Consider the following 25,549-nt stretch of genomic DNA (forward strand, 5'->3'; position numbering starts at 1 on the left):
TTAACGACGCCGCCGTTTGCCTCCGGCCTTCGTATCGGCCGGATTCGGTTTTAGGAGCGCGCCCATGACGACCAAGCTACTTCCGGGCGCCACCGGCGTCCTCGCGCTCGCTGACGGCACGGTCCTGCAGGGGATCGGCGTCGGCGCGGTCGGTTCGGCCCTGGGCGAGGTGGTCTTCAACACCGCCATGACCGGCTATCAGGAAATCCTGACCGACCCGTCCTATATGAGCCAGATCCTGGCCTTCACCTTCCCCCACGTCGGCAACACCGGCACGAACGTGGAAGACATCGAACAGATCGGCGGCGGTTCGGACACCTCGGCGCGGGGCGCCATCTTCCGCGACGTGCCGACCGATCCGGCCAACTATCGCTCGGACGCCAGTTTCGACGACTGGATGAAGCGGCGCGGCGTGGTGGGTCTGGCCGGCGTGGACACCCGCGCCCTGACCAAGATCATCCGCGACAAGGGCGCCCCGCACGCGGTCATCGCCCATGATCCGAACGGCGAATTCGACCTGGACGCTTTGATCGCCCAGGCCCGCGCCTGGACCGGCCTGGTCGGTCTGGACCTGGCCAAGCCCGCCTCGACGCTTCAGGCGTTCGAATGGGACGAGGGTCTGTGGGAATGGCCGGAAGGTCATCCGAAGACTGAAGGCCGCAAGTCCGTGGTCGTCATCGACTATGGGGTGAAGCGCAACATCCTTCGCGCCCTGGCCTCGACCGGCGCCAAGATCACCGTGGTCCCGGCGACCACGACGGCGGAAGAGGTTCTGGCCCGCAATCCTGACGGCGTCGTCCTGTCCAACGGTCCGGGCGATCCGGCCGCGACCGGCGAATACGCCGTGCCGGAAATCCAGAAACTGGTCGCCAGCGGCAAGCCCCTGATGGGCATCTGCCTGGGCCACCAGATGCTGGCCCTGGCCCTGGGCGCCAAGACGGTGAAGATGGAACAGGGCCACCACGGCGCCAACCATCCGGTCAAGGACCTGACCACCGGCAAGGTCGAGATCGTGTCGATGAACCACGGCTTCACCGTCGATCGCGACAGCCTGCCCGACGCCGTGACCGAAACCCACGTCAGCCTGTTCGACGGCACCAACTGCGGCATCGCGGTCAAGGACAAGCCGATCTTCAGCGTCCAGCACCACCCTGAGGCCTCGCCCGGCCCGGCGGACAGCCTGTATCTGTTCGACCGGTTCGCCGACCTGATGGGCCCGCGCTGACGCGATGAAACAGGGGGCCGTCCGGTCGGACTATCTGGACTGGCTGGCCCAGGCGCTGGAGGTCGGACGCGGCATCGCGCCCCTGCCCGACGGCGACGTGGTGGTCGGCTACGCCACCGGATACGACGCCGCCGACATCGCGCCCTTCGTCCTGTCGTTACGGGCCGTGTTCGGCGGTCCGGTCGCCTTGGTCGTGGATGCCGAGCCGGCCCTGCGCGCCTTCCTGGCCCAGCACGACGTGATCGCCGTCGATGCGCCCGTCTGGCGCGGATGGGCGCCCCATCCGGTGATGCAGCGGTTCGTCGCCTTCGCCGGTCTGCTGGGGGATCGTCCGGGCGCGTCCCTGGCCTGCGACGTGCGCGACGTGATCTTTCAGGCCGCGCCCTTCTCGCCGGCGCCCGAGGGTCTGGAGGCCTTCGTCGAGGCCGAGGCGCCGCTGGCCGATCACGCCTTCAACATGAAATACCTGCGCGCCCTGTTCGGCGAGGGGATCGCGGCGTCTTTGGCCGAAAAGGCCTGTCTGTGCGTCGGCACGATCCTGGGGCCGCGCGCCGAGGTGTCGCGCCTTTCGCGACTGATCCTGTCGCTGGCGGGCGCGCCCCGTTCGGATATAGGCGGGGCGTTCGGCGCGGACCAGGCCGCCTTCAATATGGCGATCCATCAAGGGCTGGTCGGCGCGTCGATCCGACCCAACTACGGCCGCGTGGCGACCCTGGGCCTGACGGCGGGCGACACTCTGACTTTTGCAGACGGAAAGGTGATCAATCCCGACGGCGGGTTCAGCCCCATCGTCCATCAGCACGACCGCCATCCGCATCTGGATGCGCCGGTCCATGCCCTGTGGGGCGGCGGGCTGGAGCATCGTAAGCGCGTGCGGCCCAAGTCGGCGGGCCAGAAGCTGGAGAAGCTGAAGGCCTCTCTGAGGCGCCGGACGCCCGAACTGCGATAGGTTTTCCCCTGCAATTCCGTCATCCTAGGCCTAATGCCTAGGATCCATACGCCCGGCATCGACGATGGCGCACCCTGCGGACGCACCGGGAGTCTGGATCCTCGCCACAAGGGCGCGGATGACGGGCTGTGGTGTTGGCCGGCGTCTTACGGCAGGGGCGCGAAGCTGCGCTCTTCGCGCAGGGCGCTGGCTTTGCGAACCGCCATGGGCGCGGCGTGCAGCCAGTAGTCGGCGTCTTCGAGCCGCTGTTCGCGGCGGCGTTCCAGCCCCCGCATCCGGCGCAGGGCGGCGTTTTCCAGCAGGCGCGCGTGCAGGGCGCGGGGCGATATCTCGACGATGGCGGGGGAGCCGGGGACGGCGACGGCGTCGGGGCCTTGAGGCTCCACCGCCGGACGGGCGATGGCGATGAACATTCAGTGTCTCGGTTCAGGAGGGGAGAGGCGCTTCTGCGCCGAGCTAACGACGGGTTAACCACAGGCTCTGTGGATAGTTCCTGAGTGCGTCCGAAAAAAGTCCATGAATCGAAAGGCTTACTGCCCGGTTCCGAACAAAATAGTTACTGAAATCTTAATCCGGGTCCGGAGCGATCGCTCGACGGTCCGTGATCTAAAGTCCGGTGGCAGTCCCTAGGGGAGTCGAACCCCTCTTTTCAGGTTGAAAACCTGACGTCCTAACCGATAGACGAAGGGACCGCGGCCGGGGCGGCGCATTTGCCCCGGTTCGGCCCCTCCTGCAAGCAAAAAGTTACGCCGCCTCCGCCGTCGCCGGGATGACGGCGTCCAGGGCCGGGAAGAGGTCGGCGATCAGATCCTCGACATGCTCCAGCCCGACCGACAGCCGCACCAGGCCGTCGCCGATGCCGGCGGTGGCGCGCTGTTCCGGGGTCATGGCGGCGTGGGTCATGGTGGCGGGGTGGGCGATCAGGCTTTCGACCCCGCCCAGGGATTCAGCCAGGGTGAAGATCTCCAGCGCCTCGACCAGGTCGCGCACCGCGTCCGTGCCGCCTTCCAGTTCGAAGCTGAGCATCGCGCCGGGGCCGGCCTGCTGGGCGGCGACCAGGGCGTGGTTGGGGTGGGACTTCAGGCCGGGATAGTGGACGACCTTCACAGCCGGGTGGGCGTCCAGCAGCTCGGCGATCTTGCCCGCCGTGGCCTGTTGCCGCTCGATCCGGGCGAACAGGGTTCGCACCCCGCGCAGGGTCAGATAGGCGTCGAAGGGCGAGCCGGTCACGCCGGTGCAGTTGGCCCACCAGGCCAGGGTCTGGTGATCCTCGGCGTCGGCCGAGATGACGGCGCCGCCGACCACGTCGGAATGGCCGTTGATGAACTTGGTGGTCGAGTGGACGACGAAGTCGGCGCCCAGCTTGATCGGGTTCTGAAGCGCGGGCGACAGGAAGGTGTTGTCGCACACCACCTTGGCGCCGGCCGCATGGGCGCGGGCGCAGATGTCGGCGACATCGACCAGGCGCAGCAGGGGATTGGACGGGGTCTCGACCAGAACCAGTTTGGGCTTCAGCGCAAGGGCGGCCTCGAAGGCGACGGGATCGCCCTGATCGACCAGCAGCAGGTCGAAATGACCCTTCCTGGCGCGGGCGTTCAGCAGGCGGCAGGTGCCGCCGTAGCAGTCGTGCGGGGCGATCAGCAGGTCGCCCGGCTCCAGCAGGGTAAGGGGCAGATCGACCGCGGCCATGCCCGTGGCGGTGATGACGCAGCCCGCGCCGCTTTCCAGCTCGGCCAGGGTCTCGGCCAGGACGTCGCGGGTCGGATTGCCCGAGCGGCTGTAGTCGTATTTCCGCTTCTGCTCGAAACCGGCGAAGGAATAGTTGGACGACAGATACAGGGGCGGCATGACCGCGCCATGGGCCGTGTCCGTATCCACGCCCGTGCGGGCAGCGATGGTGTGCGGGTCGGCCTTACGCGAGGGGGGGCGGCGGGCAGTCATGCTTTGATGTCCTTGAAAGCGGCGCGGAGGATGTCGCCGACGAAGGCGTCCTCCTTCAGGAAGGCGTCGTGGCCATACAGGGAGGGCGCCTCGACAAAGCGCCACAGGGTCGGCAACCGCGCGGCCAGCTCGCGGATGTCGTCGATCGGCACCAGCCGGTCGGAGGTGAAGCCGATCAGGGTGACGGGGGTCTTGATGGCCTCGGGCGTCACGCTGTGGCGGTCCAGCGAGTCGGACATCGACAGCCAGCGGGCCGGGGTGGTGTGGGTGCGATACGCCTGGCCCCGCGCCGTCAGATAGTCGCAGACGGGATAGGCGCCGCCGACGGCCTGGGGCGCGGTGGTCTCGAACCGGTCGTGGAATTCCTCGGCCGTGCGGTAGGTGGTCATGGCCAGTTCGCGGGCCAGGGCGACGCCTTCCTCGGGGCGGCCGGCGGCGACGGCGAACTGAAGGATGCGGCGCTGGATGCCGCGCCAGGCGGTGGCCTGGGGGTGGGCGCGGTGGGCGGCCGAGACCACGATCAGCTGCTCGGCCCAGTCGGGGAACAGTTCGGCGAAGGCCAGGCCGACCATGCCGCCGTAGGAACAGCCGACGAAGGCGGAGACGCGCTCGATCTTCAGATGGGTCAGCACCAGGGCCAGCAGGCGGGCCTGGTCGTGGGTGGTGATGGTGACGGGGGTTTCCAGGAACTCGGCGCCGGGCGCGAAGTCGACCGCCAGGACCTGGAAACGGCTCAGGTCGATGGGCCCGCGCACCGACACGGCGCCCGACCACCAGCCCAGGCCGTTGGTCTCGGTGCGGTGGACGAAACGGCCGGCCGAGATGCCGCCGGCGACGACGACGACGGGCGCGCCGATCCGGCCGTGCAGGCGGCCGACGATATTGGGCTGGTTCAGCCGTTCGCCCCAGGCCAGGCGGAAGTCGGCGGGAATGGGCACGATGACGTCGCGGGCGCCGCCGCGTTCACGGGAAGGCGTCTTGGCTGTCGCGATGCGACAATCGGGGTCTTCGAACAGGGAGGTTTCAGCCAGGGTCATCGTCGTTCCGCATCGTTCTCGCTCAGCAAGGCTCGATGCGGTGACAGATCGTGGAGCGTCGTCTCGCCGATGCTCCACTCATCTCTCGCGATCCCGAAGGATCTCGCAGGAGTTGGCACCGTTTCGAGCTGTGAGACCCGATGGTTGCCCCAGCGTCAAAGGGCCTAATCCCTCGGCTGGTCTTGATGAGTGACTTTACGTTGATCAAACAGGCGGCGCCGGTCAAGCGGAAAATTCATGCCATTAGCGGCTGTTGGCTGGCGCAGCCGGGTGTGAAATGAGCAGAAATTGGCCTGTCGCGAAAAAATCATCCATCGTCGCTTGACAGGATGGGGGTGGTCTGATCACCCTAGGCTCAGATTTCAACCGGACCTGCCCTGTGCAACAGCGCTCGCTCATCGCCGAACTTTCCACCGTCGCCGGCCTCGCCGCGACGCGTTTCGGCATGATTATTGGCACGACCGGCACCACCACCATCACCATGCCCTCACGGGCGGGACGAGTTTAGCGCGCCGAACCCCGGCAACCGCAGAACCCGAACCCCGCCCGGTCCGCCTGGCGGGGTTTTTCTATTTCACCCCACCCCATCCCGACTTTTCCGAGAACCCTGATGTCCGCCACCCTCGCCGTCGTAGAGAAATCCGAGAGCCTCGATCCCAGCAGTCAGCTCGCTCCTGAAGTGGTCGTGCTGAAGTTCGGTTCTTCCATCCTGCGCAGCCCGGCGGAGGCGCCGCTGGTCGCCTCGGCCGTCTATGGCCATGTGCGGGCCGGTCGAAAGGTGGTGGCGGTGGTTTCGGCCTTCGGCGGGGCGACGGACCGGCTGCTGGGCGAGGCGCGGGCTCTGGGCCTGGCCCATTCCAACGACCTGCTGCCCGGCTATGTGGCCCTGGGCGAAGAGAAGTCGGCGGCCCTGGTGGCGATCGCCTGCGACCGGATCGGTCTGGACGCCTGCGCCCTGTCGGTGCGCGAGCTGGGCATCGTGGCGGAGGGCGAGCCCGAGCATTCGCGCCCCTGCGGCCTGCGGCCCGACCATCTGAAACAGGCGCTGGACCGGCACGAGGTGGTGGTGGTGCCCGGCTTCGGCGCGGTGCGGCCCGACGGCAAGGTGGCCCTGCTGGGGCGGGGCGGATCCGACCTGACGGCGGTCTTCCTGGCGGCCGAACTGGGGCTGAAGCGGGTGCGGTTGGTCAAGGATGTGGACGGCCTGTACGACCACGATCCCAACGACAATACGGCCCCGGCTCTGCGCTATCGCCGCGCGTCGTGGGACGTGGCGCGCAAGCTGGGCGGGGCGCTGGTGCAGCACGACGCCATCGACCTGGGCGAAAGCCGGGGGGTCGAGATCGAGGTGGCGGCCCTGGACCGGGCCGACGGCACGGTCATCGGCGACAGGTCGGCGCCTCCGGGCCCGGCGCCCGCCCTGCCGCCGCTGAAGGTGGCGGTCGCGGGATGTGGCGTGGTCGGCGGCGGGGTGCTGGGGCGGCTGCTGGCTGATCCGCGCTATGACGTGGTCGGGGTGCTGGTGAGAGATCCCAAGAAGGCGCGCGACGTGGCCTGTCCGGCCTCGCTGTTCACCGCCGACCCTGCCGATCTGTGGGCGAAGAAGCCCGACATCGTGCTGGAGGCTCTGTCGGAAGGCGAGGCGGGTCATGCGGTGATCCGCGCCGCGCTGGAGGCCGGTTGCGACGTGGCCAGCGCCAACAAACAGGCGGTCGCCCGCGATCCGGGCGGGCTGCAGGCCCTGGCCCAAGCGCACGGCCGACGCATCTTCTGGTCGGCCTCGGTCGGGGGCGGATCGCCCATGATCGAGACGGTTCGCGCCGCCCGCGCGGCCGGCGAGGTGGTCGGGTTCGAGGCGGTGCTGAACGGCACGGTCAACTTCATGCTGGAGCGGCTGGGCGACGGCGCGGCCTTCAACGAGGCCCTGGCCGACGCGCGGGCGGCGGGCTTTGCGGAAGAGGATCCGTCGTCGGACCTTGAAGGTCTGGATGCGGCCGCCAAGGTGCGGCTGCTGTGCCACGAGGCGTTCGGCCGCTCGCCCGACGGCGAGGCGCCGCGCGACCACCTGACCGAGGCGACCTCGGCCGAGGGCGGGGTGCGCCAGATCGGCGCCGCCCATCTGAGGGATGGGGCGATCCAGGCCTCGGTCACGCTGGGTGCCGACCACGGCGATCCGCTGTTCTCCAATCTGCGCGGCGAGGGCAATGCGCTGAAGGTCTACGGGGCCGACGGCCGGGTGTGGCGTTGCCGGGGCCGGGGCGCCGGGCGCTGGGCCACCACCGAGAGCATCATGGCGGACCTGGCCGAGATCGTGCGTGCGCGCCGCGCCGATGCGGGCCTAAACTAGACCCATGGCCGTCTTCACCCCCGTTTCCCTGGCCCAGGCCAGTGGGTTCCTGTCCGCATACGACATCGGCGAAGTGGTCGAACTGACGGCCATCGCCGAGGGGGTGGAGAACACCAACTATCGGCTGGACACCACGAGCGGCCGGTTCGTCCTGACCCTGTTCGAGGGGCGGACGGACGAGGCGTCCTTGCCGTTCTGCCTGGGGCTGACGGCGCATCTGGCGGGGCGGGGCTTTGCGTGCCCCACGCCCATCGAGAACCGGGCGGGCGGTTGGCTGGGGCGGCTGAACGGCCGGGCGGCGGCGGTGATCGAATGGAAGACCGGCGCCTGGCTGCGCTCGCCGTCTGCGGCCGATCAGGCGGCGGCCGGGGCGGTGCTGGCGCGGCTGCATCTGACGGCGGCCGATTTCGAACTGGGGCGCGACAACCCGGTCGGACCGGCCATGTGGCGCAGGCTGGCGGATCGTTGTGCGGGGGGCGCGGCGAGGGCGTCAGTCGAGGATGGGGGGCTGCTGGACCGGGTCGAGGCGGCGCTGGCGCGGCTGGGCGATCCGTTTACGGACGATTTGCCGGGCGGAGCGATCCATGCCGACTATTTCCCTGACAACATCCTGTTCGAAAACGGGACTGTGTCGGCGGTCATCGACTTCTATTTCGGCTGCACCGGCGCCTTCGCCTACGACTTGGCCATCGCCCTGTCGGCCTGGGGGTTCGACGCCGAGGGGCGGGCCATCCCCGAGGCCTTGGCGGCGTTCCAGCGGGGTTACGAGATGGTGCGGCCGTTGACTGCGGCGGAACGTGAGGCCCTGCCGCGGCTGGGCGAGGCGGCGGCGCTGAGGTTCACGGTGACGCGGCTGCACGACCGAATCTTCCACGACCCGGCCAACCTGGTGACGCCCAAGGATCCGGCGGTCTTCCTGCGTCGCATGGACCACTGGCGGGCGGTGGAGCCGGCCTGAGACAGGCGAAAAACACAGTGCAATGTGTGCACTTCGTCTCAATCTGGAAATTGTACTGCACCCGGAAAACGCGTGCAAAGTGCAAGACGGTGCAATTGGGTGGGTGGCGATGTCAAAGACCGGAGGGGCAGTGTCTCACGGTTTTGGGGTTGGATGGTCGATTGCCGCCGGAGGCCGACAAGCCATTGAAATCGTGACGCCTCGATTGCGAAAATAGGAGGGATGCGGCGTCCCTTTCCCTCCCCGTTCGGGGAGGGTGGCCGAGCCGCAGGCGAGGTCGGGTGGGGGCGGCCGAGTGACCTTCCACAGATCCGTCGCCGATCCAGCATCTGCGTCCCTGCCGAGCCGCCCCCACCCGGTCGCTGTGCGACCACCCTCCCCGAACGGGGAGGGAAAGGATCGCGCTGCCTGCGTCGGCAGGTCGCTGGAACCGAAAGCGTCACCGGGCTTTTGATGCAGCAACGGCGAGAACGCCGCTCTCTCCCCAAGGATGACACCATGACCGACGAACAAATCAACGGCGCCGCCTCGCAAGCTCAAGGCAAGGCGCAGAAGGCTTTCGGCAATCTGGTCGGCGACCAGAAGATGCAGGTCGAAGGCGCCTATAACGACGCCAAGGGCCGTTCGCTGGAAACCTTCGGCAAGGCGATGGATTCGGTCGATCGCCTGGTCGACAAGGTGCCTGCCGATTATCGCGACAAGGCCCGCACCGTCGCCGCCGAAGCCCGCAAGCGCCCGCTGGTCACGACCCTGTCGGTCGCCGGCGTCGGCCTGATGCTGCTGGGCATGCTGACCCGCGGCGGTCGTCGCTAGAAGCGTTTAGTGGCGGCCTGAAAAGGCCGCCACGGCGTTCACCGCCGCCTCCATCGTTCCATCGATCACCGTCAACCGCTCGGGCTTGTCGCCCAGGGCGGCGATGACGTTTGCGGGTTCGGGTTCGAAGCCCAGGACGTCGGAGACGAAGGCGCCGAACTTGGACGGGTGGGCGGTAGACAGGGCGACGACGGGGCCTTTGGAGCGGTCCTGGCGACGGGCGGCGGCGAGGGCCACGGCCGTGTGCGGGCAGACGACGCGGCCCCAGGTCTCGTAGGCGTGGGCGATTTCGGCGCGGGTTTCGGTCTCGTCTATGGAGACGGCCGAAACCTGGGCGCGCAAGCGCTCCAGCAGGGCGGGATCGAAGGCGACGGCGCCGTCTCGGGCGAAGGTCTCGAACACGGGGCGGGTGGCCTCTGCGTCGCGGCCGGTCGCCTCGAACACCAGGCGTTCGAAGTTGGACGGCGCCTGCACATCCATCGACACGCTGCCGCTTTCGACCGCCGCGCGGCGCGAATAGACGCCGTCATTGATGGCGCGGGCCAGGGCGTCGTTCTGGTTCACGGCGGCGACGAAGCCGTTGGACGGCAGGCCCATTTTGGTGGCGGCGATGCCGGCGAAGGCGTCGCCGAAGTTGCCGGTCGGCACGACAAAGGTCGCCGCCTCACCCAGCTGGGCGGTGGCGGAGACATAGTAGGGGATCTGGCCCGCCAGCCGCGCCCAGTTGATCGAATTGACCGAGGACAGGCGGCCGCGTTGGCGCAGGTTTTCGTCCGCCAGCAGGCTCTTCACCAGGCGCTGGCAATCGTCGAAGTCGCCGCGCACGGCCAGGTTCAGGACGTTGTCGGCCTCGACCGTGGTCATCTGTTTGCGCTGGATCGGCGAGACGCGGTCCAGCGGGTGGAGCACGACCAGATCGACGGATTTGGCGCCGGCGAAGGCGCGCACGGCGGCGGCGCCGGTGTCGCCGGATGTGGCGGTCAGGATGGTCAGGCGCTCGCCCGAGGCGGCCAGGGCCTCGTCCGTCAGGCTGGCGACCAACTGCATCGCCAGGTCCTTGAAGGCGGCGGTCGGGCCGTGGAACAGCTCCAGCACGAACAGGCCGGGCTCCAGCTCGACCAGGGGCGTGACCAGCGGGTGGTCGAAGCCGGCGGTCAGTCGATCCAGGGCGCGGTCCAGGGCGCCGACGGGCAGGGCGTCGCCGATGAAGGGGGCGATGGCCTGGAGCGCGATGGACTTGTAGTCGGCGTTTCCGGTCCAGGTTTCGGGCGACAGGGTCGGCCAGGCGGTCGGCATATAGAGGCCGCCGTCGGGGGCGATGCCGCGCAGCAGGGCGTCGGCGAAGTTGGAGTCGGGCGATTGGCCTCTGGTCGAGATGTAGCGGGCGCTGGAGGTGTTCATGATGGTTTGGTGGTAGCCAGCGGAAGAAGCTGCGTCACCCGGTTTCTGGTTGTTCTGGGGAGTAAATTGTCGGGTTTTGCAGGGTTGTGGCAGGGTTGGCGCGGGAAGGGAGGCAAATGGATGGGTGGCCGACAATTTCATGCCTCGGCTTCTACTGCTCAAGTCCGTCATCCCAGGGCTTGTCCCTGGGATCCAGACTCCCGGTGCACGAAGGTGGAGCGCGCTGCGGAAACACCGTGAGTCTGGATCCTCGCCACAAGGGCGAGGATGACGGATTGGGGGGGCGACGTCGTTGCGACCATTCCCCCGCTGGCGCCGGTCGTCGCGACGGTCCATGTCTGGGGCATGAGACGACGCGATCTTCTGATCCGGCTGGGGCTGGTCGCCGGTGGTGTGGGCGGGGCCTGGTGGCTGCGCGACCATGTGGTGTGGAAGGGGCCGTCCGTCGTCTTTGCGGCGGGCGGATCGACCGGCTGGCTGCCCTATGCCGAGCCGCGCGCACCGACGCCGACAGTCGAGGTCATGGTCAACGGAAAGCCGGTGCGGGCGCTGATCGATTCCGGGGCTCAGTATTCGGTTATCGACCGGTCGCTGGTCGAGACGTTGGGGCTGACGAACGTCTTCAATATTCCGATGGTGGCCTATGGCGTCGGCGGCGATGCGCAGGTCGGGCGCGGGACGACGCTGGACATCGTCATCGGTGAGATGCGGCTGGACGGGTTGCGGGCGGCGATCCTGGGGCTGGGACCGTTGGCCAGCGAGCAGGGGCTGGGGGCGGCGCTGATCCTGGGCCAGGACGTGCTGCGCGAACTGGTGCTGGAGCTGGATACGGCCGAGCATCGGATCAGGTTCCTGGCGCGAGAAGGCTGGACGCCGCCGTCGTCGCTGGCGCCCATCTCGGTGACCCGCGCGGGCAAGGCGCTGCAGGCGGCGATCACGGTCGAGGGGGCGACGGTCAATGCGGTGATCGACACCGGCGCCTCGGCGGTGCTGGCCGTGACGCGCGAGACGGCGCAGGCGGCGGGGCTGCTGGACGGGCGCGAACGGACGCCGGGCCAGAGCATCGTCCTGGGCGGCGTCGTGGGGGCGGAGACGGTCATCGTCCGCACCCTGACGATCGGCGACGAACTGTATCGCCAAGCGGCGGTGGCCATATATGACGACGTCGCCGTGCCGGGCTTTCCCAAGGCGCTGGTGGGGATGGCGGCGTTCGAGGATCGGCGTCTGGCGCTGGACCTGGGCGGGCCGGGCCTGTTCGTGGAACGGCCGATGGAGATCACGGTCGGGGGCTGAAGACATCAGGGCTGGATCGGCGGCGGCGAACGGCCTAGGTCCGCGCCATGATCGAGTTCGCCCCGGAAATCATCGCCCTGTTGTTCGCCGCAGCCGTGGCGGCGGGGTTCGTGGACGCCATCGCCGGGGGAGGCGGCCTGATCACCGTGCCCGTGCTGCTGGCGGTCGGGATCAATCCGGTGGCGGCCATCGCCACCAACAAGATCCAGGGCAGTTTCGGCACGGCGTCTGCGACCTGGACCTTCTGGCGCAAGGGGCGGATCGATTTCGCCCTGCTGAAATGGCCGCTGATCGCCACGGTGATCGGCGCCGCCCTGGGCGCGGTGGTGGTCAGTTTCGTCGATGCGACCTGGCTGATGGTGCTGTTGCCGCTGCTGCTGGCGGGGATCGCGGTCTATTTTCTGGTCGGACCCAAGGCCAGCGATGAGGATGTCCATGCGCGGCTGACGCCCTTCGCCTTTGGCACCGTGGCGGGCGGGATCGGCTTCTATGACGGCTTCTTCGGTCCCGGCGCGGGGTCGTTCTTCGCCCTGGCCCTGGTGACGCTGATGGGGATGGGGCTGACCCGCGCCACGGCCCATACCAAGGCGCTGAACTTCTCCAGCAATCTGGTGTCCGTGGTGGTGTTCGCCATCGGCGGCCATGTGCTGTGGGCCATCGGCCTGATCATGGCGGTGGGTCAGGTGCTGGGCGGGTGGCTGGGATCGCACGCGGCCATGCGGTTCGGACCCAAGCTGATCCGGCCGCTGCTGGTGGTGATCTGCATCGGCATGGTGATCAAGCTGCTGTCCCATCCCGCCAACCCGCTGAGGGCGTGGGTCGAGGGCCTGATCTGAAGCCTAGGCGGGGCCTTTGACCACCGTCACCGGACGCACCGCGCCGGGCCAGAGCTGGATGCGATAGCGGTCGTCGCCGTCCAGGCCGTCTTCGGAGATGGTGTCCAGTCCGCCGTGCGAAACGCGGGCGGCATAGTCGCCGGCGGGCACGACGATCCGTTCGGCTTGATCGGGATCGTCGGTGCAGCCGAACACGATCAGCGTGCCGCTGGATAGGCGGAGGCCGCAGTCGCGGACCTGATCACAGGCGTCCAGGTCGGGCGTCGGCGCGGCGGGCAGGATTTCAAGTTCGACCGGGACCAGCATGTTGCGCGCCGTGCCTATGGCGATCAGGTCGGGACCGACGGCCAGCATGGGGTCGCTGGCCGGGGCCCACAGAGCGGCGGTGTCGGTGACGTAGGTTTCGTCGCAGACGTAGAACTGGAAATAGTCCGCGAAAATCTCGAAGCGGCGGACGATCAAGACGTCAGCCCGCCAGGGCCGTCGCCACCACGGCCTTGGCCTCGGCCTGGACGGTGGCCAGATGGTCGGGGCCGAGGAAGGATTCGGCGTAGATCTTGTAGACATCCTCGGTGCCCGAGGGGCGGGCGGCGAACCAGGCGTCGGCGGTGACGACCTTGAGGCCGCCGATGGCCTCGCCGTTGCCGGGGGCCTGGGTCAGGATGTCGGTGATCGGTTGCCCGGCCAGGGTGGTGGCGGTGATGTCCGAAGGGCTCAGGGCGGCGAGGCGGGCCTTCTGCGTGCGGTTCGCCGGAGCGTCGACGCGGGCATAGACGGGCGCGCCGTATTGGTCGGTCAGGCCGGCGTAGAGCTGGCTGGCGCTGCTCCCCGTGCGGGCCTGGATCTCGGCGGCCAGCAGGCACAGGAGGAGACCGTCCTTGTCGGTGGTCCAGACCGTGCCGTCGTGGCGCAGGAAGGCGGCGCCGGCCGATTCCTCGCCGCCGAAGCCGACGGATCCGTCCAGCAGGCCGGGCACGAAATGCTTGAAGCCGACCGGGACTTCCAGCAGGCGGCGGCCCATGCCGGCGACGACGCGGTCGATCATGGACGACGAGACCAGCGTCTTGCCCACCGCCACGTCCGCGCCCCAGCCCGGCCGATTGGCGAACAGATAGGCGATGGCGGCGGCCAGGAAGTGGTTCGGGTTCATCAGGCCGGCGTCGGGGGTGACGATGCCGTGGCGGTCGGCGTCGGCGTCGTTGCCGAAGGCGACGTCGTATGACGCGCCGCCCTTCATCATGCCGATGAGACCGGCCATGGCGCAGGGCGACGAGCAGTCCATGCGAATCTTGCCGTCGGCATCCAGCGGCATGAAGGCCCAGCGTGGATCGACGGCGTCATTGACCACGGTCAGGTTCAGCCGGTGGCGCGTGGCGATCTCGCCCCAGTAGGCCACGGCCGCGCCGCCCAGCGGGTCGGCGCCGATGCGGACCCCGACGTTTTGAATGGCGTCAAGGTCCAGAACGCTGGGCAGGTCGTCGATATAGGCGGACAGATAGTCGAACCGGCCCGCCGTCGCATGGGCCTGGGCGAAGGGGACGCGACGGACCTCGGTCAGGCCGCCCTCGATCAACTGGTTGGCGCGGGCGGCGATGGCGGAAGTGGCCTCGCCCCCGGCCGGGCCGCCGGAGGGTGGATTGTATTTGATGCCGCCGTCGCGGGGCGGGTTGTGCGACGGGGTGATCAGGATGCCGTCGGCTTTCCGCGCGTTCGTGCGGTTGTAGGTCAGGATGGCGTGGGAGACGGCGGGGGTGGGGGTGAAGCCGTCGCGGGCGTCGATCAGCACCTCGACCCCATTGGCGATCAGGACTTCCAGCGTGGTGCGGAAGGCGGGCTCGGACAGGCCGTGGGTGTCGCGACCGAGGAACAGCGGGCCGTCGACGCCCTGGGTGGCGCGGTATTCGGCGACGGCCTGGGCGATGGCCAGGATGTGCGGTTCGTTGAAGGCGCCGTCCAGGCTGGACCCCCGGTGGCCCGAGGTGCCGAATGCGACCCGCTGCATCGGGTCGGTCATGTCCGGCCGCACGCCCTCATAGGCGCCGAGCAGGGCGTCGAGGTCGATCAGGTCTTCGGGGCGAGCCGTCTGGCCGGCGCGGTCATGCATCGTCAGTCAATCAATCGTTGTCGGAAAAAGGGGCGATCAGGCGCCGGCGAAGGTGTCGCACGACGCAGGGTCGCCCGATTGATAGCCGCGTTGCAGCCATTCGACCCGCTGGGCCGACGAGCCATGGGTGAAGCTTTCGGGCGAGACCCGTCCGCCGCCGCGCCGTTGCAGGGTGTCGTCGCCGATGGCCTGGGCGGTCTTCATGCCCTCTTCGATATCGCCCGGCTCCAGCGCCACCTGACCGTTGGAGACGGCCGAGGCGTTCCTGGCCCAGACGCCGGCGTAGCAGTCGGCCTGAAGCTCCAGGGCTACGGAATACTGATTGGCCTCGGCCTCGCCCTGGGCGCGCTGCTGGGCCTGGCGGACCTGATCGGAGGTGCCCGTCAGGGTCTGGACGTGGTGGCCGAACTCGTGGGCGATGACATAGGCGCGGGCGAAATCGGCGCCGGAGGCCCCAAGCTGTGTCTCCATCTCCTCCCAGAAGCCGAGGTCCAGATAGACGGTCTTGTCGGTCGGGCAATAGAAGGGGCCCATGGCCGACTGGCCGTAGCCGCAGCCGGTTCCGGTGCCCTGTTCGTAGATGACGACATTGGGTGACTGGTAGCCGTCGAGCTTCTGAGACCAGACGTCATCGATATTGCTGCCGATGACATCGACGAAGCGTCCAGCTTGGTCTTTCGGCGTGCCGACCTCGCCCTGTTGCTGCTCCGCGCCGACGCCGCCGAACTGGCTGGCCAGTTGGGTGGTGGTCGAGGGATCGATGCCGAAGACGAGATAGCCGATGATGGCCAGAACCCCGACGCCCAGGCCGCCGCCCGCGATGGCGCCGCCGCCCATTCCACGCCGATCCTCGACGCCGCCGCCTGTCCGTCCGCCCTGCCAGCGCATGTATCGTTCTCCGCCCGATGCTCGATAAGCTAGGCCGGAACGCAGGGGCAAGGGAAGGGATGCGTCAGGTCGCGCGCTTCATTGGCCTTTACTGGGGACGGGCCAGCCAGTCGTCGATCTGGCTCATGCCCTGGGCCGTCTGCTGGCGGCGTTCGGCGGCGGACTGGCGCAAGGCCCGCTCCTGCTCGGGGCTGTAGAGGGGGCGGGGCGGCAGGGCGTAGGCGGCCGCCGGTTCGCGCGCGGCCTCGATGCCGCGCAGGCGAAGCTGGGTCTCGATCTGTTGCTGGCGGGCCTGGTCGGCGTTCGACTGGGATTGGGCGCGCAGGCGGTCGTTTTCGTAGCGATGCTGGTCGGCGATGGCCGCAGGGACGCCGCCCGGATAGGCGCCGTAGGGCCGTCCGGGCTGGGGATAGGTCTGGGCCAGGGCGGGGGTCGCGGTCGTCGCCAGTAGGGCCGTCAGGGTCAGGATGCGTCGCATGAAAGGGATGTGGGGGCGCAGGCCGTTCGCGCCAAGCGGAGCCGCAACCCTTTGAGTTTCTGTGGGTTCATCGCGTCGAACCCCTCTCTCGAATGGAGACATTCTCATGGCCCAATCCCTTTCCGGCAAGACCGTCGCCATCCTGGCGACCGACGGCGTCGAGCTGATCGAACTGAATGAACCGATGAAGGCGCTGAAGGATGCAGGCGCGGTGGTCGAGATCGTGTCATTGCAGGCCGGCGATTTCCAGGGCTTCGACCATCTGACGCCGGGCGACACGGTGACGGCGGACAAGGCCGTGGCGGCGGTGGATGCGGCGTCTTACTCCGCTCTGCTGCTGCCGGGCGGGGTGGCGAACCCGGACCTGCTTCGGGCCGATGCGGATGCGGTGAAGTTCGTGCGGGCCTTCTTCGATGCAGGCAAGCCGGTCGCCGCCATCTGTCACGCGCCCTGGCTGCTGATCGAGGCGGGGGTGGTCGAGGGGCGCACGATGACGTCCTTCGAAAGCCTCCGCACCGACCTGAAGAATGCGGGCGCGATCGTTGTGGACGAAGAGGTGGTGGTGGATCGGGGCCTAGTCACGAGCCGCAAGCCCGACGACATCCCGGCCTTCAACGCCAAGATGATCGAGGAATTCGGCGAGGGGCGGCACAACGCCTAAGGCATGGCCCAGACGGAGGACCGCTTGATCTCCTGGTCCTCCAGCTCGCGCGAGGTCGGGACGCGGTATTCCGCCAGGAAATCCAGGCCCGTGCGCGGGAAATAGGTGCGCCCCGGATCGCCGATCAGGACGCGCGTTCCCCTGGCGCGGGCCTGGGCCAGCCAGGCCAGGACCGCGTCGGTCATCGGGCGTTCGTAGCAGATGTCGCCGGCGCAGATGACCTCGACATCCGGCGGGGCGGTGTCCAGCAAGTTGGTCTGGGTGAAGTCCAGCGTCACCCCATTGGCCCTTGCATTGGCGGCGACGGCGGCCTGGCAAAAGGGATCGATGTCGGCGCACAGGACCGAAGTCGCACCGGCCTGCATCGCCGCCACGCCGACCAGGCCCGAGCCGGCGGCGAAATCCAGCACCCGCTTTCCGGCCACCGCGTGCGGATGATCCAGGATATAGCGGCTGAGCGCCTGTCCCCCCGCCCAGGCGAAGGCCCAGAACGGCGGCGGCACGCCCATCTCGCCCAACTCCTCCTCCGTCAGCCGCCAGATCGGCGTGATCTCGTCCGCCAGCCACAACGAGATCTCCGGCGCATGCGGCACGGGCTGGAGCCGCGTGTTGGCGCGGATGAAGGCGGCGGGATCGAGGACGGTCATTCAGGCTGGCGCGTAACTGCCTTGAGCACGCTGACGTAGCCCGGCGCGACCTCCATGGCCGCAGCCTGGGGCCGGGCGTGGATGGCGCGGTGCAGGCGCGGCAGCTTCCAGCAGGGCACATGCATGAACAGGTGGTGCTCGGCGTGGAAGTTGACCCAGTAGGGGGCGATGAAGGCGCGCTCCCACCAGGAGGCGCGGGTGGTGCGGGCGGCGCGGAAGGGATCGTCGGCCGAGCCCTGGACGCAGGCGTGTTCGGCGATGTTCCTCAGCCGCGTCACCATCGGAAACCAGGTCGCCATCGGCAGCAGCCACAGGGCGAAGAAGGCCCACCACGCGCCGGCGACGATGAAGCCGGCCAGCAGGACGGCGTTGAAGGCGAGGAAGGGCAGGACGGATCGGCCGGTGACGATGGACCCATAATCATGGGCGCTATCGCCTTTGGGGCTGCTTGAGCGCGCTTGCGCCATCGGCAGCAGCACACGCTGCTTGAAGAAGGTCTGGCCCGTCAGGTCGCGGATCAGCTTGCGGCGCAGCGAGCCGGGCGTGACGGGGAAGGGCGCCGACAGCATCAGGTCGGGATCCTCGGCCTGCTGGGCGAAACGGTGGTGGGTCAGGTGATAGGGGCGATAGGCCTTCAGGCTGGCGCCGATCGGCACGGCGCACAGCCAGTGGCCCAGGACATCGTTCAGGCGGGGCGACTTGGACAGGCCGCCGTGCGCGGCCTCGTGCATCAATATGGCCAGTCCCAGCTGGCGCGTGCCGACGATCATGACGCACAGCGGGATCAGCCAGGGGATCAGCACGCCCGCGATCACCGCCAGCGCGATCACCGCCCAGCAATGCACGACCAGCAGCGGCCCGGCCCAGGCCGACCGGGTCTGGAACGGCGCCCATCCCTCGGGCGTGAACAGGGCCGATGGGGCGATGCGCGGGGCGGCGGACATGCGCTGAGTTTAGCCCCTGAAGCGCGTCTGGAAAAGCAACGGATCAATGTGGGGCAGGCCTGACAAAAAGTCAGGTTGACATGACATTGGGATGATGTCAGGTTGTCCTTACAAAAGGAGAGCCAAGATGTTTGCTGCCTGGAAAGACGGAACGCCCGCGCACCGACGCTATATCCTCCGCACGATGGCGTTTTCCGTGCCCTATGTCGCGATCTGCGTATCGATGATGACGACGGACGCGTTCGATCAGGTCGTGGGCACGCCGGCGGCGTGGGGGCTGGCGGCGGTGCTGTCGGCGCCGGTGATCGGCCAGATCTGGGCGACCCTGGCGCTGATGCGCGAGAGCGACGAGTTCGTGCGCGGCGTGACCGCCAAACAGTTCATCGTGGCGGCGGGCCTGGCGATGGCCGTGGCGACGTTCTGGGGCTTTGGCGAGAGTTTCGCCGGGGCGCCGCATATGCAGACCTGGCTGATCGTGCCTTTGTTCTGGGCGATGTACGGCGTGGTTTCGTCCTTCATAAAGACCAGCCGATGAAGAACCGTCTGAAGCTTCTGCGGGTCGAGCGTGGCTGGACTCAGGAACAGATGGGACAGGCGCTGGGGGTGTCGCGCCAGGCGGTGATCGCCCTGGAGACCGAGCGGCACGATCCGTCGCTGGACCTGGCCTACCGCATCGCCGCCGTGTTCGAACGGCCGGTCGAAGAGATATTCGAGAACCCGCACGCGGGCTGACCTGAAAGTCAGAATAACCTTACATTTGGAGAGTTGACGATGATGTACGTCCGTTCGGGCGCGCGCCCGATGCTGCGCGCCCTTTTCCTGGCCTCGGCCGTCGCCCTGACGTCCGGCGCGACGGTCGCTGCAGCGCGAGCGGAGACAGTTGCGGTTGCGCCCTTCGTCTCGGACCGGCTGTCGGTCGAGGTGGTCGGGACGGGGCCTGACGTGATCCTGATCCCTGGTCTGGCGTCCTCGCGCGAGGTGTGGCGGGCGACGGCGGATCGGCTGAAGGCGACACACCGGGTGCATCTGGTGCAACTGGCTGGGTTCGCCGGCGAGCCCTGGACCCATGGCGACGGCGCCTTCGTCCAGCCCGAGGTCGAAGAACTGGCGCGCTACATCCGCGAGGCCGGACTGAACCGGCCGGCGGTGATCGGCCATTCGATGGGCGGTCTGAGCGGCCTGTTGCTGGCGCAGCAGCAGCCGGGTCTGGTGGGGCAGGTGATGACGGTCGATTCCCTGCCCTTCTACAGCGCCATGTTCGGGCCGACCGCGACAGCCGAAAGCGCACGACCGTTCGCGGACCAGGCGGCGGGTATGATCCTGGGGGCGGACGAGGCGAGCTTCCGCACCCAGCAGGAGGCGACGGCGCGGACCTTGTCGCGGACGCCGTCGGAACAGGCGCGGATCGTGGCCTGGTCGATGGCGACCGACCGGCACGCGATGGCCTCGGCGATAAAGGATGTGATGACCACCGACGCGCGGCCGGGGCTGGCGGCCATGACGACGCCTGTGACGGCGCTGTACGCCGCCGATGCGGACGGCGGCCCGCCGGCGGCGCTGGCCGACGGGATGTGGGGGCGGGAGTATGCGGCTTTGCCGGGCGTGACGCTGATCCGGGTCGATGGATCGCGGCACTTCATCATGGCGGACCAGCCCGAGCGGTTCGCCGAACTGGTGGATGCGTTCTTGGCGGAGTGATGCAGATCCTCCCCCGAGCAGCGCAGCGAAACGGGGAGGGGGACCGCGCCCCCGGGTCTCGCCTCCGGCGAGCCCGAAGACAGGCTCCGCGGGGTGGAGGGGGCGAGAACCGCACGAATCTGAAATGGGGAGGTCGGCGATGCGTCCGCCCCCTCCACCCCTTCGGGGTCCCCCTCCCCCGCAGGCGGGGGAGGATTTCCAAGCCTCAGCCGTTCTTCGGCGTCACGTCGCCCGCCTGAGCGGGGGCGCCGTCGAACTGGTCGGCGTAGGCGGGGTTGAGCAACGCGCGGAAGGTGGATTGCGGCAGGGCGATCCAGTAGGGACCGTCCGAATAGGGGCCGATCTGATACGGTCCCATCAGGAAGGTGACGCCTCCCGCCTTGCCCGGCATCGTGCCCGGCGTCAGGACGAACGGGGTCGAGACGGCCTTGGGGCAGGTCCACATCTTGCCGTCCAGGGTCGCGGTCTCCGATCCCGGCGAGCGGGCCTGTTTGGCGGCGTTGGCGGCGGCGCACAGGGCCTTGTCCAGCACCGACAGGTCCGCGCCCGGCCGGAACAGGTCGGCGAAGCCCAGCCGCTTTTTGGTCGTCTTGTCCCAGATCACCGAGGCGAAGCTGGTGTTGGGGTGGGCGCCGCCGGTGAACTCGAAATCGGTGCGGGCCAGGCTGACCAGTTTGGGGGTCTCCGCTCCTGGAGCAAAGGCGATGGTCTTTTCGTAGGGGTTGGGGCCGCCGCCCGCCTCGCTGAGATCGGCCTGGGCGCCTTCCTCGAACTGCTTCAGATCGCGCACCATGTCGGCATAGAGGGCGGCGTGCAGGGCTGGCGTGGTCTTGACCGTCTGGGGCAGGGTCAGTTTGACGGTGGCGTAGGGGGTCTTGCTGTCATAGCCGACCGGGGTGTTGGACACAGGCGCGGCGGCGGCGGGCGGCGCCTTGGCCTGGGCCGGGGCCTTGTCCTCGCTGCGCTGGCAGGCGGCCAAGGTCGCGGCGACGGCGACGGACAGCAACAGGAGGCGGGCGGGGTGGGGCATGAAAGGCTCCTTCATCAAACCAGGGATCCGAGCGCGATGGCGGCCAGCAGGACGAAGCCGGCCTCGCGATTGGACTTGAACAGTTTCAGCGCCAGGGCGCCGTCGTTGCGGTCGAGCCGCGCGACCTGACGCGCCAGATGGGCGGCGTAGGCGATCAGGCCCAGCCAGAACAGCGGACCCAGGCCGGCGGCGAGGCCGGTCAGGGCGGCCATGACTGCCGTCAGGACATAGAAGATCGCCACGCCGGGCCGCACGGCCGAGGCCAGGCGGCGGGCCGAGGACTTCACGCCGATCATGGCGTCGTCCTCGATGTCCTGAAGCGCGTAGATGGTGTCGTAGCCCAGGGTCCAGAAGACGCCGCCGATCCATAACAGGACGGCAGGGATATAGGCCTGCCAGGCCAGGGCGACGGCATGGCCGCTGTCGCTGCTCGGGGACCAGAGGAAAGGGCGGAACTCGCCGGCGATGTGGGGGGGCAGCAGAAGGGCTGCGGCCGCCAGCGGCAGGGCGGCGGCGAACCCCATCAGGGCGCCCCAGTTGAAGGTCAGGCCCAGCCAGGCCTGGGGCCACCAGGTGATCCGCTTCATGAAGGGATAGGCGGCCACCAGCGCCAGCGAGCCGACGCCCAGCAGGATGGCCACGGTCGGCAGGGTCAGCAGGATCGTCAGGCTGATCAGGCTGCACGCCACCACGAAGGCCCAGGCCTGTTTCACGGTGATGCGGCCAGACGGAATGGGGCGCTGGGCGGTTCGGGCGACCTGGGCGTCGAAGTCGCGATCGACGATGTCGTTGAAGGCGCAGCCCGCCGCCCGCATCAGACAGGCGCCGACAGCGAAGCCGACGAACAGCCACAGGTCATAGAGGCCGGGCGGTTGCCGATACTGCGCCAGCGCCAGGGCGATCCCCTGCCAGCCGGGCAGCAGCAGCAGCCAGATGCCGATGGGCCGGTCGAACCGCCCCAGCTTCAGCCAGGGCTTCAGCCCCTCCGGCGCATGGCGGTCCACCCAGTTGGCGCCGGCGTCGGGAAGGGGGGCGAAAGTCATGCGGGTGACTTAGCGGGAATGGGGCGGGGGGTGAAGGCGTGGCCCCTTCTTTCGTCATCCTCCGGCGCGAAGCGACCGGGGGACCCAGCGGCGCGCGAGAGCGCGAACCTGTCGAGAGTTCGCCGTTTGACGGCGGTGCGATGGACGCATCGCCTTCGGCGCCGCTGGGTCCCCCGGTCTGCGCCGCAAGCGGCTTGCCGGAGGATGACGAAAAGAAAAAGGGGGCTGGATGGGTCCAGCCCCCTTTCCGTTCGACGGCTTTACGTCGATCAGTCCTGATAGACCTCGCCGGAGCCGGTGACGGTGCTGTTCACATTGGCGGCGCGGGTGGCCAGGGCGACGTCGCCGGAGCCGGCGATGACGACCTTGACCTGGCCCGTCGGGGCGATGCGGGCGTCGCCGGAGCCGGCGATATCCACCGAGGCGTCGCGGGTGGTCAGGTCGCCCAGGGAGGCGTCGCCCGAGCCTGCGATCTCCACCTTCAGGTCGTCGGTGCGACCCGAGGCCGTGACCTCGGCCGAGCCGGCGATGTCTACCGTCAGCGACGGCTGGTCATAGGCGTTGATCAGCAGGTCTCCCGAACCGTTGGCGTTGAAGCGGTTCACCTTGGGGGCGGTGATCACGACCCTCAGCTCGTCGCGCTCGGAGCGGGCGGTGAAGTTGCCGCTGTCCCAGCCGAACACGACCCGCTCGTCGCCGTCGCCCAGGTCCAGCCGGCCATCGACCAGGCGGACCCGGTCGGTCAGCCCCTTGGGCCCGGTGATGACGACGGTGTTCGCGTCGCCCTGGATGTATTCGACGTCGATGCTGGAATCGATGGTCAGGCTCTCGCCGCCGGTCCAGGGGAGGGTGCGAGTGGTGAGGGGGCCGAGGTCGTCGGTCCCGCCGCCTTTGACCCGCTCGAAGCGGACGCTCTCGCCGTTGTCGTCCTTGAAGGTCCAGGCCCAGCCGTGGCGCTGGAGGTCGTGGCCGCCGATGGCGACGGCGCCGCCGACGGTGACCAGGCACAGCACCAGGGCGGCGCCGGCGATGATGAACAGGGTGCGGATCATGCCGAAACTCCCGAGGTCGAGGTGGATTGGACGGGCGAGGACTCCAGCGCCGGCTTCAGCAGGCGATAGTGCAGGCGGGCGAACCAGACGATCCCGTTGACCAGCCAGATGGTGAAGATGGCCAGCAGGGCGCCGATGAAGACGGAGCCGGCCATCAGGCCCAGACCCATCAGGATCGCCGCGAACGGGCCGCCGGGGAAGCCGGCGAAGGGTCCGGCGACCATGATCACGCCGCCGCAGATGAACAGGGCGATGGCGGCGATGAAGAAGCCGAACACGGTCCCGACCACGCCCATCAGCAGGGGCAGCAGGATCAGGATGTCGAGCGCCCCCAGACCCAGGACCGCGAAGACGGCGGCGGCGGCGGCGGAGGGGTTCTTCTCCTGATGCCAGCGCTGGATGCCGGCTTCGGCCTTCAGCTCGCGGGCCAGGCGGATCGGATCGCCCAGAGCGGTCGCGACCTCGGCCTCGGTTCGGCCGGCGGCGATGCCGTCGTCGAAATGGGTCTGATAGTCGGCGATGATGTCGTTGGCGGTCGCGGTCGGCAGGCCGACGAGGCCTTCCTTCAGACGATCGATGAACTCGGCGCGCGTCATTTGGCGGCTCCCTGATCGGCGTCGTTCGCCACGACGGCGTCGACGGCCTTGGTGAAGGCGGACCATTCGGCGGTTTGGGCGGCGAGGGCCCCCCGGCCCGCTTCGGTCAGTCGATAGTATTTGCGTGAAGGTCCGGCCGAGGATTCGACCAGATAGGTCTCCACCTGTCCGTCGGACTGCATGCGGCGCATCAGGGGGTAGATGGTTCCTTCCCCCATATCGATCGCGTCCGACAGGCGGCTGGCGATCTCGTAGGCGTAGCTGTCCGCCCGGTTCAGAAGCGCCAGGACGCACAGTCCAAGCACTCCTTTCTTCAGCTGTATCTCGATGGTTTCAGGCACCTCGGCTCTCCTGTTGATGTCCATTGACTACGGCAAGGTATCTGTTGATGCAAGGTAGCTGGCGAAACATGACAGCGATTTAATCGAGGCCTGTTGACGGCGGCTTTGCGGCCTCTGTGGCGTTGATCGCTTGGCAAGCGGAAAGCGATCCGATAGGTGACCGACATCGCCGGGCGTGGGAATCGCGCCAGCGTGATCTCTTGCGAGCCATTCGCAAGTATCTGCTGCAAAACGGTTTTATGGGGAAGTCTCGTATGGGGATGGGCAAGCGAGCCCTAGGGACGCTCAAAGGGGCTTCGGCTTCTGCGTCTTCGATCGTTCTGGGCGCCGGACTGGCGATGTTCGCCGCGTCGCCGACGTGGGCGCAGGACCTGATGGGCCAGCCGACGCCGGGCGGCATCGGCTTGCAGCCGGCCGCGTCGCCGCTGAAGCACGATGCGCACTTCTTCCACGACGTGATCCTGATGCCGATCATCACGGCCATCACCCTGCTGGTGCTGGGCCTGCTGGCCTGGATCGTGTTCCGCTACAACAAGAAGTCCAATCCGACGCCCGCGCGCTGGAGCCACAACACCACGGTCGAGATCATCTGGACCGTGCTGCCGGTGGTGATCCTGGTCTTCATCTCCCTGTTCTCGTTCCGCCTGCTGTTCGCCTATCACGACATGCCCACGCCGGACGTGACGGTGAAGGTGACCGGCAACCAGTGGAACTGGGCCTATGAGTACCCTGACCAGGGCGTCGCCGAATACATCTCCAACATGCTCCCGGAAGAGGAAGCCAAGGCCAAGGGCGTGCCCTATCGCCTGGCCGCGACCGAGCCGATGGTCGTGCCGGTCGGCAAGACCGTGCAACTGGTCATCACCGCCTCCGACGTCATCCACGCCGTGGCCCTGCCGGCGTTCGGCCTGAAGACCGACGCCGTCCCAGGCCGCATCAACACCACCTGGTTCAAGGCCGAGCGCACCGGCGTCTTCTATGGCCAGTGCTCGGAACTGTGCGGCGTCGACCACGCCTTCATGCCGCTGGAGATCCGGGTCGTGACCCAGGCCCAGTTCGAACAGTGGATCGCCTCCAAGGGCGGTTCGATGACCCCCAAGGTCGCCGAGCCCGCACCGGCCGCCGCTCCGGCAGTCACTCCGGCCGTCGGGGCGCCCGCCGCCGGTGAAGCCGCCGAGGCCGCTCCGGCCGCCGCACCCGTCGGCGCTGCCGCCGACCAACCCGTTCCCGCCGCGGCGCCCGCCGCGCCGGCCGCCCAGTAAGAGGC

At 68.4% G+C, this 25,549-nt stretch carries 27 protein-coding genes, 1 tRNA gene and 1 riboswitch; of the genes, 12 read left to right on the forward strand and 16 right to left on the reverse strand.

The features are described from left to right. Nucleotides 1-64: 64 nt before the first annotated feature. Both carA and EGY25_RS09685 read left to right on the forward strand, forming a co-directional pair. Entirely contained in the window at nt 65-1,225 is a 1,161-nt protein-coding gene (carA, locus tag EGY25_RS09680; RefSeq protein ID WP_135194769.1) for a glutamine-hydrolyzing carbamoyl-phosphate synthase small subunit, read from the forward strand. A 4-nt stretch (nt 1,226-1,229) separates the two neighbouring features. Then, nucleotides 1,230-2,174 carry a hypothetical protein gene (locus tag EGY25_RS09685; RefSeq protein WP_135194770.1) on the forward strand — a complete coding sequence of 315 codons (945 nt, stop codon included), beginning with the start codon at nt 1,230-1,232 and terminating at the stop codon, nt 2,172-2,174. 146 nt (nt 2,175-2,320) lie between these two features. Here EGY25_RS09685 and EGY25_RS09690 read toward each other — a convergent pair whose 3' ends face one another. The 4 genes from EGY25_RS09690 to metX form a co-directional block, all read right to left on the reverse strand. Further along, on the reverse strand, nt 2,321-2,587 hold the full coding sequence (locus EGY25_RS09690) for a hypothetical protein (RefSeq protein WP_135194771.1): 267 nt from the start codon (nt 2,585-2,587) through the stop codon (nt 2,321-2,323). Between the two features lie 204 nt (nt 2,588-2,791). Next, nucleotides 2,792-2,866, reverse strand: a tRNA-Glu gene (locus tag EGY25_RS09695). 52 nt (nt 2,867-2,918) lie between these two features. Continuing rightward, a complete protein-coding gene (gene metB, locus EGY25_RS09700) occupies nt 2,919-4,115 on the reverse strand; it encodes a cystathionine gamma-synthase (RefSeq protein ID WP_135194772.1) in 1,197 nt (398 codons plus the stop codon). Then, nucleotides 4,112-5,152, reverse strand: coding sequence for a homoserine O-succinyltransferase MetX (metX, locus tag EGY25_RS09705; protein ID WP_135194773.1), 1,041 nt, complete (start codon nt 5,150-5,152; stop codon nt 4,112-4,114). Before metX ends, metB begins: the two co-directional genes overlap by 4 nt. A gap of 75 nt (nt 5,153-5,227) precedes the next feature. After that, a riboswitch (SAM riboswitch) is annotated at nt 5,228-5,344 on the reverse strand. A gap of 418 nt (nt 5,345-5,762) precedes the next feature. Here metX and EGY25_RS09710 point away from each other — a divergent pair. From EGY25_RS09710 to EGY25_RS09720, 3 genes are all read left to right on the forward strand, one after another. Continuing rightward, nucleotides 5,763-7,499 (forward strand): Gfo/Idh/MocA family oxidoreductase, encoded by a 1,737-nt coding sequence (locus tag EGY25_RS09710; RefSeq protein WP_135194774.1) that lies wholly within the window; start codon nt 5,763-5,765, stop codon nt 7,497-7,499. A 4-nt stretch (nt 7,500-7,503) separates the two neighbouring features. Continuing rightward, nucleotides 7,504-8,457 (forward strand): homoserine kinase, encoded by a 954-nt coding sequence (gene thrB, locus EGY25_RS09715; protein ID WP_135194775.1) that lies wholly within the window; start codon nt 7,504-7,506, stop codon nt 8,455-8,457. A gap of 498 nt (nt 8,458-8,955) precedes the next feature. Beyond that, nucleotides 8,956-9,270, forward strand: a complete 315-nt coding sequence (locus tag EGY25_RS09720) for a CsbD family protein (RefSeq protein ID WP_135194776.1) — start codon at nt 8,956-8,958, stop codon at nt 9,268-9,270. 6 nt (nt 9,271-9,276) lie between these two features. On the opposite strand, the gene thrC is transcribed toward EGY25_RS09720, so the two are convergent. Beyond that, nucleotides 9,277-10,671 (reverse strand): threonine synthase, encoded by a 1,395-nt coding sequence (gene thrC, locus EGY25_RS09725; RefSeq protein ID WP_135194777.1) that lies wholly within the window; start codon nt 10,669-10,671, stop codon nt 9,277-9,279. Between the two features lie 267 nt (nt 10,672-10,938). Here thrC and EGY25_RS09730 point away from each other — a divergent pair, with 267 nt between their 5' ends. Next, nucleotides 10,939-11,964 (forward strand): retropepsin-like aspartic protease, encoded by a 1,026-nt coding sequence (locus EGY25_RS09730; RefSeq protein WP_245159424.1) that lies wholly within the window; start codon nt 10,939-10,941, stop codon nt 11,962-11,964. 47 nt (nt 11,965-12,011) lie between these two features. After that, nucleotides 12,012-12,800 (forward strand): TSUP family transporter, encoded by a 789-nt coding sequence (locus EGY25_RS09735; protein ID WP_135194778.1) that lies wholly within the window; start codon nt 12,012-12,014, stop codon nt 12,798-12,800. A 3-nt stretch (nt 12,801-12,803) separates the two neighbouring features. Here EGY25_RS09735 and EGY25_RS09740 read toward each other — a convergent pair whose 3' ends face one another. The 4 genes from EGY25_RS09740 to EGY25_RS09755 all read right to left on the reverse strand — a co-directional run bounded on the left by EGY25_RS09740 (nt 12,804) and on the right by EGY25_RS09755 (nt 16,270). Next, a complete protein-coding gene (locus tag EGY25_RS09740; protein ID WP_135194779.1) occupies nt 12,804-13,262 on the reverse strand; it encodes a hypothetical protein in 459 nt (152 codons plus the stop codon). Nucleotides 13,263-13,266: 4 nt separating this feature from the next. Beyond that, on the reverse strand, nt 13,267-14,904 hold the full coding sequence (gene pgm, locus EGY25_RS09745; protein ID WP_135194780.1) for a phosphoglucomutase (alpha-D-glucose-1,6-bisphosphate-dependent): 1,638 nt from the start codon (nt 14,902-14,904) through the stop codon (nt 13,267-13,269). 36 nt (nt 14,905-14,940) lie between these two features. Beyond that, nucleotides 14,941-15,792, reverse strand: a complete 852-nt coding sequence (ypfJ, locus tag EGY25_RS09750) for a KPN_02809 family neutral zinc metallopeptidase (protein WP_135194781.1) — start codon at nt 15,790-15,792, stop codon at nt 14,941-14,943. An 88-nt stretch (nt 15,793-15,880) separates the two neighbouring features. After that, on the reverse strand, nt 15,881-16,270 hold the full coding sequence (locus EGY25_RS09755; RefSeq protein WP_135194782.1) for a hypothetical protein: 390 nt from the start codon (nt 16,268-16,270) through the stop codon (nt 15,881-15,883). Nucleotides 16,271-16,376: 106 nt separating this feature from the next. Between EGY25_RS09755 and EGY25_RS09760 the strand changes: the two genes are divergently transcribed. After that, nucleotides 16,377-16,931 (forward strand): type 1 glutamine amidotransferase domain-containing protein, encoded by a 555-nt coding sequence (locus tag EGY25_RS09760; RefSeq protein ID WP_135194783.1) that lies wholly within the window; start codon nt 16,377-16,379, stop codon nt 16,929-16,931. On the opposite strand, the gene EGY25_RS09765 is transcribed toward EGY25_RS09760, so the two are convergent. Both EGY25_RS09765 and EGY25_RS09770 read right to left on the reverse strand, forming a co-directional pair. Further along, the gene (locus tag EGY25_RS09765; protein WP_135194784.1) at nt 16,928-17,578 is read right to left on the reverse strand and encodes a class I SAM-dependent methyltransferase; all 651 of its coding nucleotides are present in this window, start codon (nt 17,576-17,578) and stop codon (nt 16,928-16,930) included. The genes EGY25_RS09760 and EGY25_RS09765 overlap by 4 nt on opposite strands. Next, on the reverse strand, nt 17,575-18,522 hold the full coding sequence (locus EGY25_RS09770) for a fatty acid desaturase family protein (protein ID WP_135194785.1): 948 nt from the start codon (nt 18,520-18,522) through the stop codon (nt 17,575-17,577). Before EGY25_RS09770 ends, EGY25_RS09765 begins: the two co-directional genes overlap by 4 nt. A 127-nt stretch (nt 18,523-18,649) precedes the next feature. Here EGY25_RS09770 and EGY25_RS09775 point away from each other — a divergent pair, with 127 nt between their 5' ends. From EGY25_RS09775 to EGY25_RS09785, 3 genes are read left to right on the forward strand one after another with little or no spacing between them, the layout of a single operon-like run. After that, entirely contained in the window at nt 18,650-19,057 is a 408-nt protein-coding gene (locus tag EGY25_RS09775) for a hypothetical protein (protein ID WP_135194786.1), read from the forward strand. After that, nucleotides 19,054-19,254, forward strand: a complete 201-nt coding sequence (locus tag EGY25_RS09780; protein WP_039244155.1) for a helix-turn-helix transcriptional regulator — start codon at nt 19,054-19,056, stop codon at nt 19,252-19,254. Before EGY25_RS09775 ends, EGY25_RS09780 begins: the two co-directional genes overlap by 4 nt. A 39-nt stretch (nt 19,255-19,293) precedes the next feature. Further along, nucleotides 19,294-20,220, forward strand: coding sequence for an alpha/beta fold hydrolase (locus tag EGY25_RS09785; RefSeq protein WP_245159425.1), 927 nt, complete (start codon nt 19,294-19,296; stop codon nt 20,218-20,220). A gap of 205 nt (nt 20,221-20,425) precedes the next feature. Here EGY25_RS09785 and EGY25_RS09790 read toward each other — a convergent pair whose 3' ends face one another. The 5 genes from EGY25_RS09790 to EGY25_RS09810 all read right to left on the reverse strand — a co-directional run bounded on the left by EGY25_RS09790 (nt 20,426) and on the right by EGY25_RS09810 (nt 24,282). Beyond that, the gene (locus EGY25_RS09790) at nt 20,426-21,250 is read right to left on the reverse strand and encodes a DUF3298 and DUF4163 domain-containing protein (RefSeq protein WP_135194787.1); all 825 of its coding nucleotides are present in this window, start codon (nt 21,248-21,250) and stop codon (nt 20,426-20,428) included. A gap of 14 nt (nt 21,251-21,264) precedes the next feature. Further along, on the reverse strand, nt 21,265-22,293 hold the full coding sequence (locus tag EGY25_RS09795) for a UbiA family prenyltransferase (protein WP_135194788.1): 1,029 nt from the start codon (nt 22,291-22,293) through the stop codon (nt 21,265-21,267). 269 nt (nt 22,294-22,562) lie between these two features. After that, nucleotides 22,563-23,345: a GIN domain-containing protein gene (locus EGY25_RS09800; protein WP_135194789.1), complete on the reverse strand. Its 783-nt coding sequence runs from the start codon at nt 23,343-23,345 to the stop codon at nt 22,563-22,565. After that, nucleotides 23,342-23,941 (reverse strand): DUF1700 domain-containing protein, encoded by a 600-nt coding sequence (locus tag EGY25_RS09805; protein ID WP_135194790.1) that lies wholly within the window; start codon nt 23,939-23,941, stop codon nt 23,342-23,344. Before EGY25_RS09805 ends, EGY25_RS09800 begins: the two co-directional genes overlap by 4 nt. Further along, nucleotides 23,938-24,282, reverse strand: a complete 345-nt coding sequence (locus EGY25_RS09810; protein WP_135194791.1) for a PadR family transcriptional regulator — start codon at nt 24,280-24,282, stop codon at nt 23,938-23,940. Before EGY25_RS09810 ends, EGY25_RS09805 begins: the two co-directional genes overlap by 4 nt. A 254-nt stretch (nt 24,283-24,536) precedes the next feature. On the opposite strand from EGY25_RS09810, the gene coxB reads away from it, so the two are divergent. Then, nucleotides 24,537-25,544 carry a cytochrome c oxidase subunit II gene (gene coxB, locus EGY25_RS09815; protein WP_209308072.1) on the forward strand — a complete coding sequence of 336 codons (1,008 nt, stop codon included), beginning with the start codon at nt 24,537-24,539 and terminating at the stop codon, nt 25,542-25,544. Nucleotides 25,545-25,549 lie beyond the last annotated feature (5 nt).

Origin of the sequence: Brevundimonas intermedia (genome assembly GCF_004614235.1) — a bacterium.
GTDB lineage: Bacteria > Pseudomonadota > Alphaproteobacteria > Caulobacterales > Caulobacteraceae > Brevundimonas > Brevundimonas intermedia_A.

Bases quoted from the DNA above. Each gene is read 5' to 3' on its own strand.
- carA (WP_135194769.1), top strand. From the start codon at position 65: ATGACGACCAAGCTACTTCCGGGCGCCACCGGCGTCCTCGCGCTCGCT.
- EGY25_RS09685 (WP_135194770.1), top strand. From the start codon at position 1,230: ATGAAACAGGGGGCCGTCCGGTCGGACTATCTGGACTGGCTGGCCCAG.
- EGY25_RS09690 (WP_135194771.1), bottom strand. From the start codon at position 2,587: ATGTTCATCGCCATCGCCCGTCCGGCGGTGGAGCCTCAAGGCCCCGAC.
- metB (WP_135194772.1), bottom strand. From the start codon at position 4,115: ATGACTGCCCGCCGCCCCCCCTCGCGTAAGGCCGACCCGCACACCATC.
- metX (WP_135194773.1), bottom strand. From the start codon at position 5,152: ATGACCCTGGCTGAAACCTCCCTGTTCGAAGACCCCGATTGTCGCATC.
- EGY25_RS09710 (WP_135194774.1), top strand. From the start codon at position 5,763: ATGTCCGCCACCCTCGCCGTCGTAGAGAAATCCGAGAGCCTCGATCCC.
- thrB (WP_135194775.1), top strand. From the start codon at position 7,504: ATGGCCGTCTTCACCCCCGTTTCCCTGGCCCAGGCCAGTGGGTTCCTG.
- EGY25_RS09720 (WP_135194776.1), top strand. From the start codon at position 8,956: ATGACCGACGAACAAATCAACGGCGCCGCCTCGCAAGCTCAAGGCAAG.
- thrC (WP_135194777.1), bottom strand. From the start codon at position 10,671: ATGAACACCTCCAGCGCCCGCTACATCTCGACCAGAGGCCAATCGCCC.
- EGY25_RS09730 (WP_245159424.1), top strand. From the start codon at position 10,939: ATGACGGATTGGGGGGGCGACGTCGTTGCGACCATTCCCCCGCTGGCG.
- EGY25_RS09735 (WP_135194778.1), top strand. From the start codon at position 12,012: ATGATCGAGTTCGCCCCGGAAATCATCGCCCTGTTGTTCGCCGCAGCC.
- pgm (WP_135194780.1), bottom strand. From the start codon at position 14,904: ATGCATGACCGCGCCGGCCAGACGGCTCGCCCCGAAGACCTGATCGAC.
- ypfJ (WP_135194781.1), bottom strand. From the start codon at position 15,792: ATGCGCTGGCAGGGCGGACGGACAGGCGGCGGCGTCGAGGATCGGCGT.
- EGY25_RS09755 (WP_135194782.1), bottom strand. From the start codon at position 16,270: ATGCGACGCATCCTGACCCTGACGGCCCTACTGGCGACGACCGCGACC.
- EGY25_RS09760 (WP_135194783.1), top strand. From the start codon at position 16,377: ATGGCCCAATCCCTTTCCGGCAAGACCGTCGCCATCCTGGCGACCGAC.
- EGY25_RS09765 (WP_135194784.1), bottom strand. From the start codon at position 17,578: ATGACCGTCCTCGATCCCGCCGCCTTCATCCGCGCCAACACGCGGCTC.
- EGY25_RS09770 (WP_135194785.1), bottom strand. From the start codon at position 18,522: ATGTCCGCCGCCCCGCGCATCGCCCCATCGGCCCTGTTCACGCCCGAG.
- EGY25_RS09775 (WP_135194786.1), top strand. From the start codon at position 18,650: ATGTTTGCTGCCTGGAAAGACGGAACGCCCGCGCACCGACGCTATATC.
- EGY25_RS09780 (WP_039244155.1), top strand. From the start codon at position 19,054: ATGAAGAACCGTCTGAAGCTTCTGCGGGTCGAGCGTGGCTGGACTCAG.
- EGY25_RS09785 (WP_245159425.1), top strand. From the start codon at position 19,294: ATGATGTACGTCCGTTCGGGCGCGCGCCCGATGCTGCGCGCCCTTTTC.
- EGY25_RS09790 (WP_135194787.1), bottom strand. From the start codon at position 21,250: ATGCCCCACCCCGCCCGCCTCCTGTTGCTGTCCGTCGCCGTCGCCGCG.
- EGY25_RS09795 (WP_135194788.1), bottom strand. From the start codon at position 22,293: ATGACTTTCGCCCCCCTTCCCGACGCCGGCGCCAACTGGGTGGACCGC.
- EGY25_RS09800 (WP_135194789.1), bottom strand. From the start codon at position 23,345: ATGATCCGCACCCTGTTCATCATCGCCGGCGCCGCCCTGGTGCTGTGC.
- EGY25_RS09805 (WP_135194790.1), bottom strand. From the start codon at position 23,941: ATGACGCGCGCCGAGTTCATCGATCGTCTGAAGGAAGGCCTCGTCGGC.
- coxB (WP_209308072.1), top strand. From the start codon at position 24,537: ATGGGGATGGGCAAGCGAGCCCTAGGGACGCTCAAAGGGGCTTCGGCT.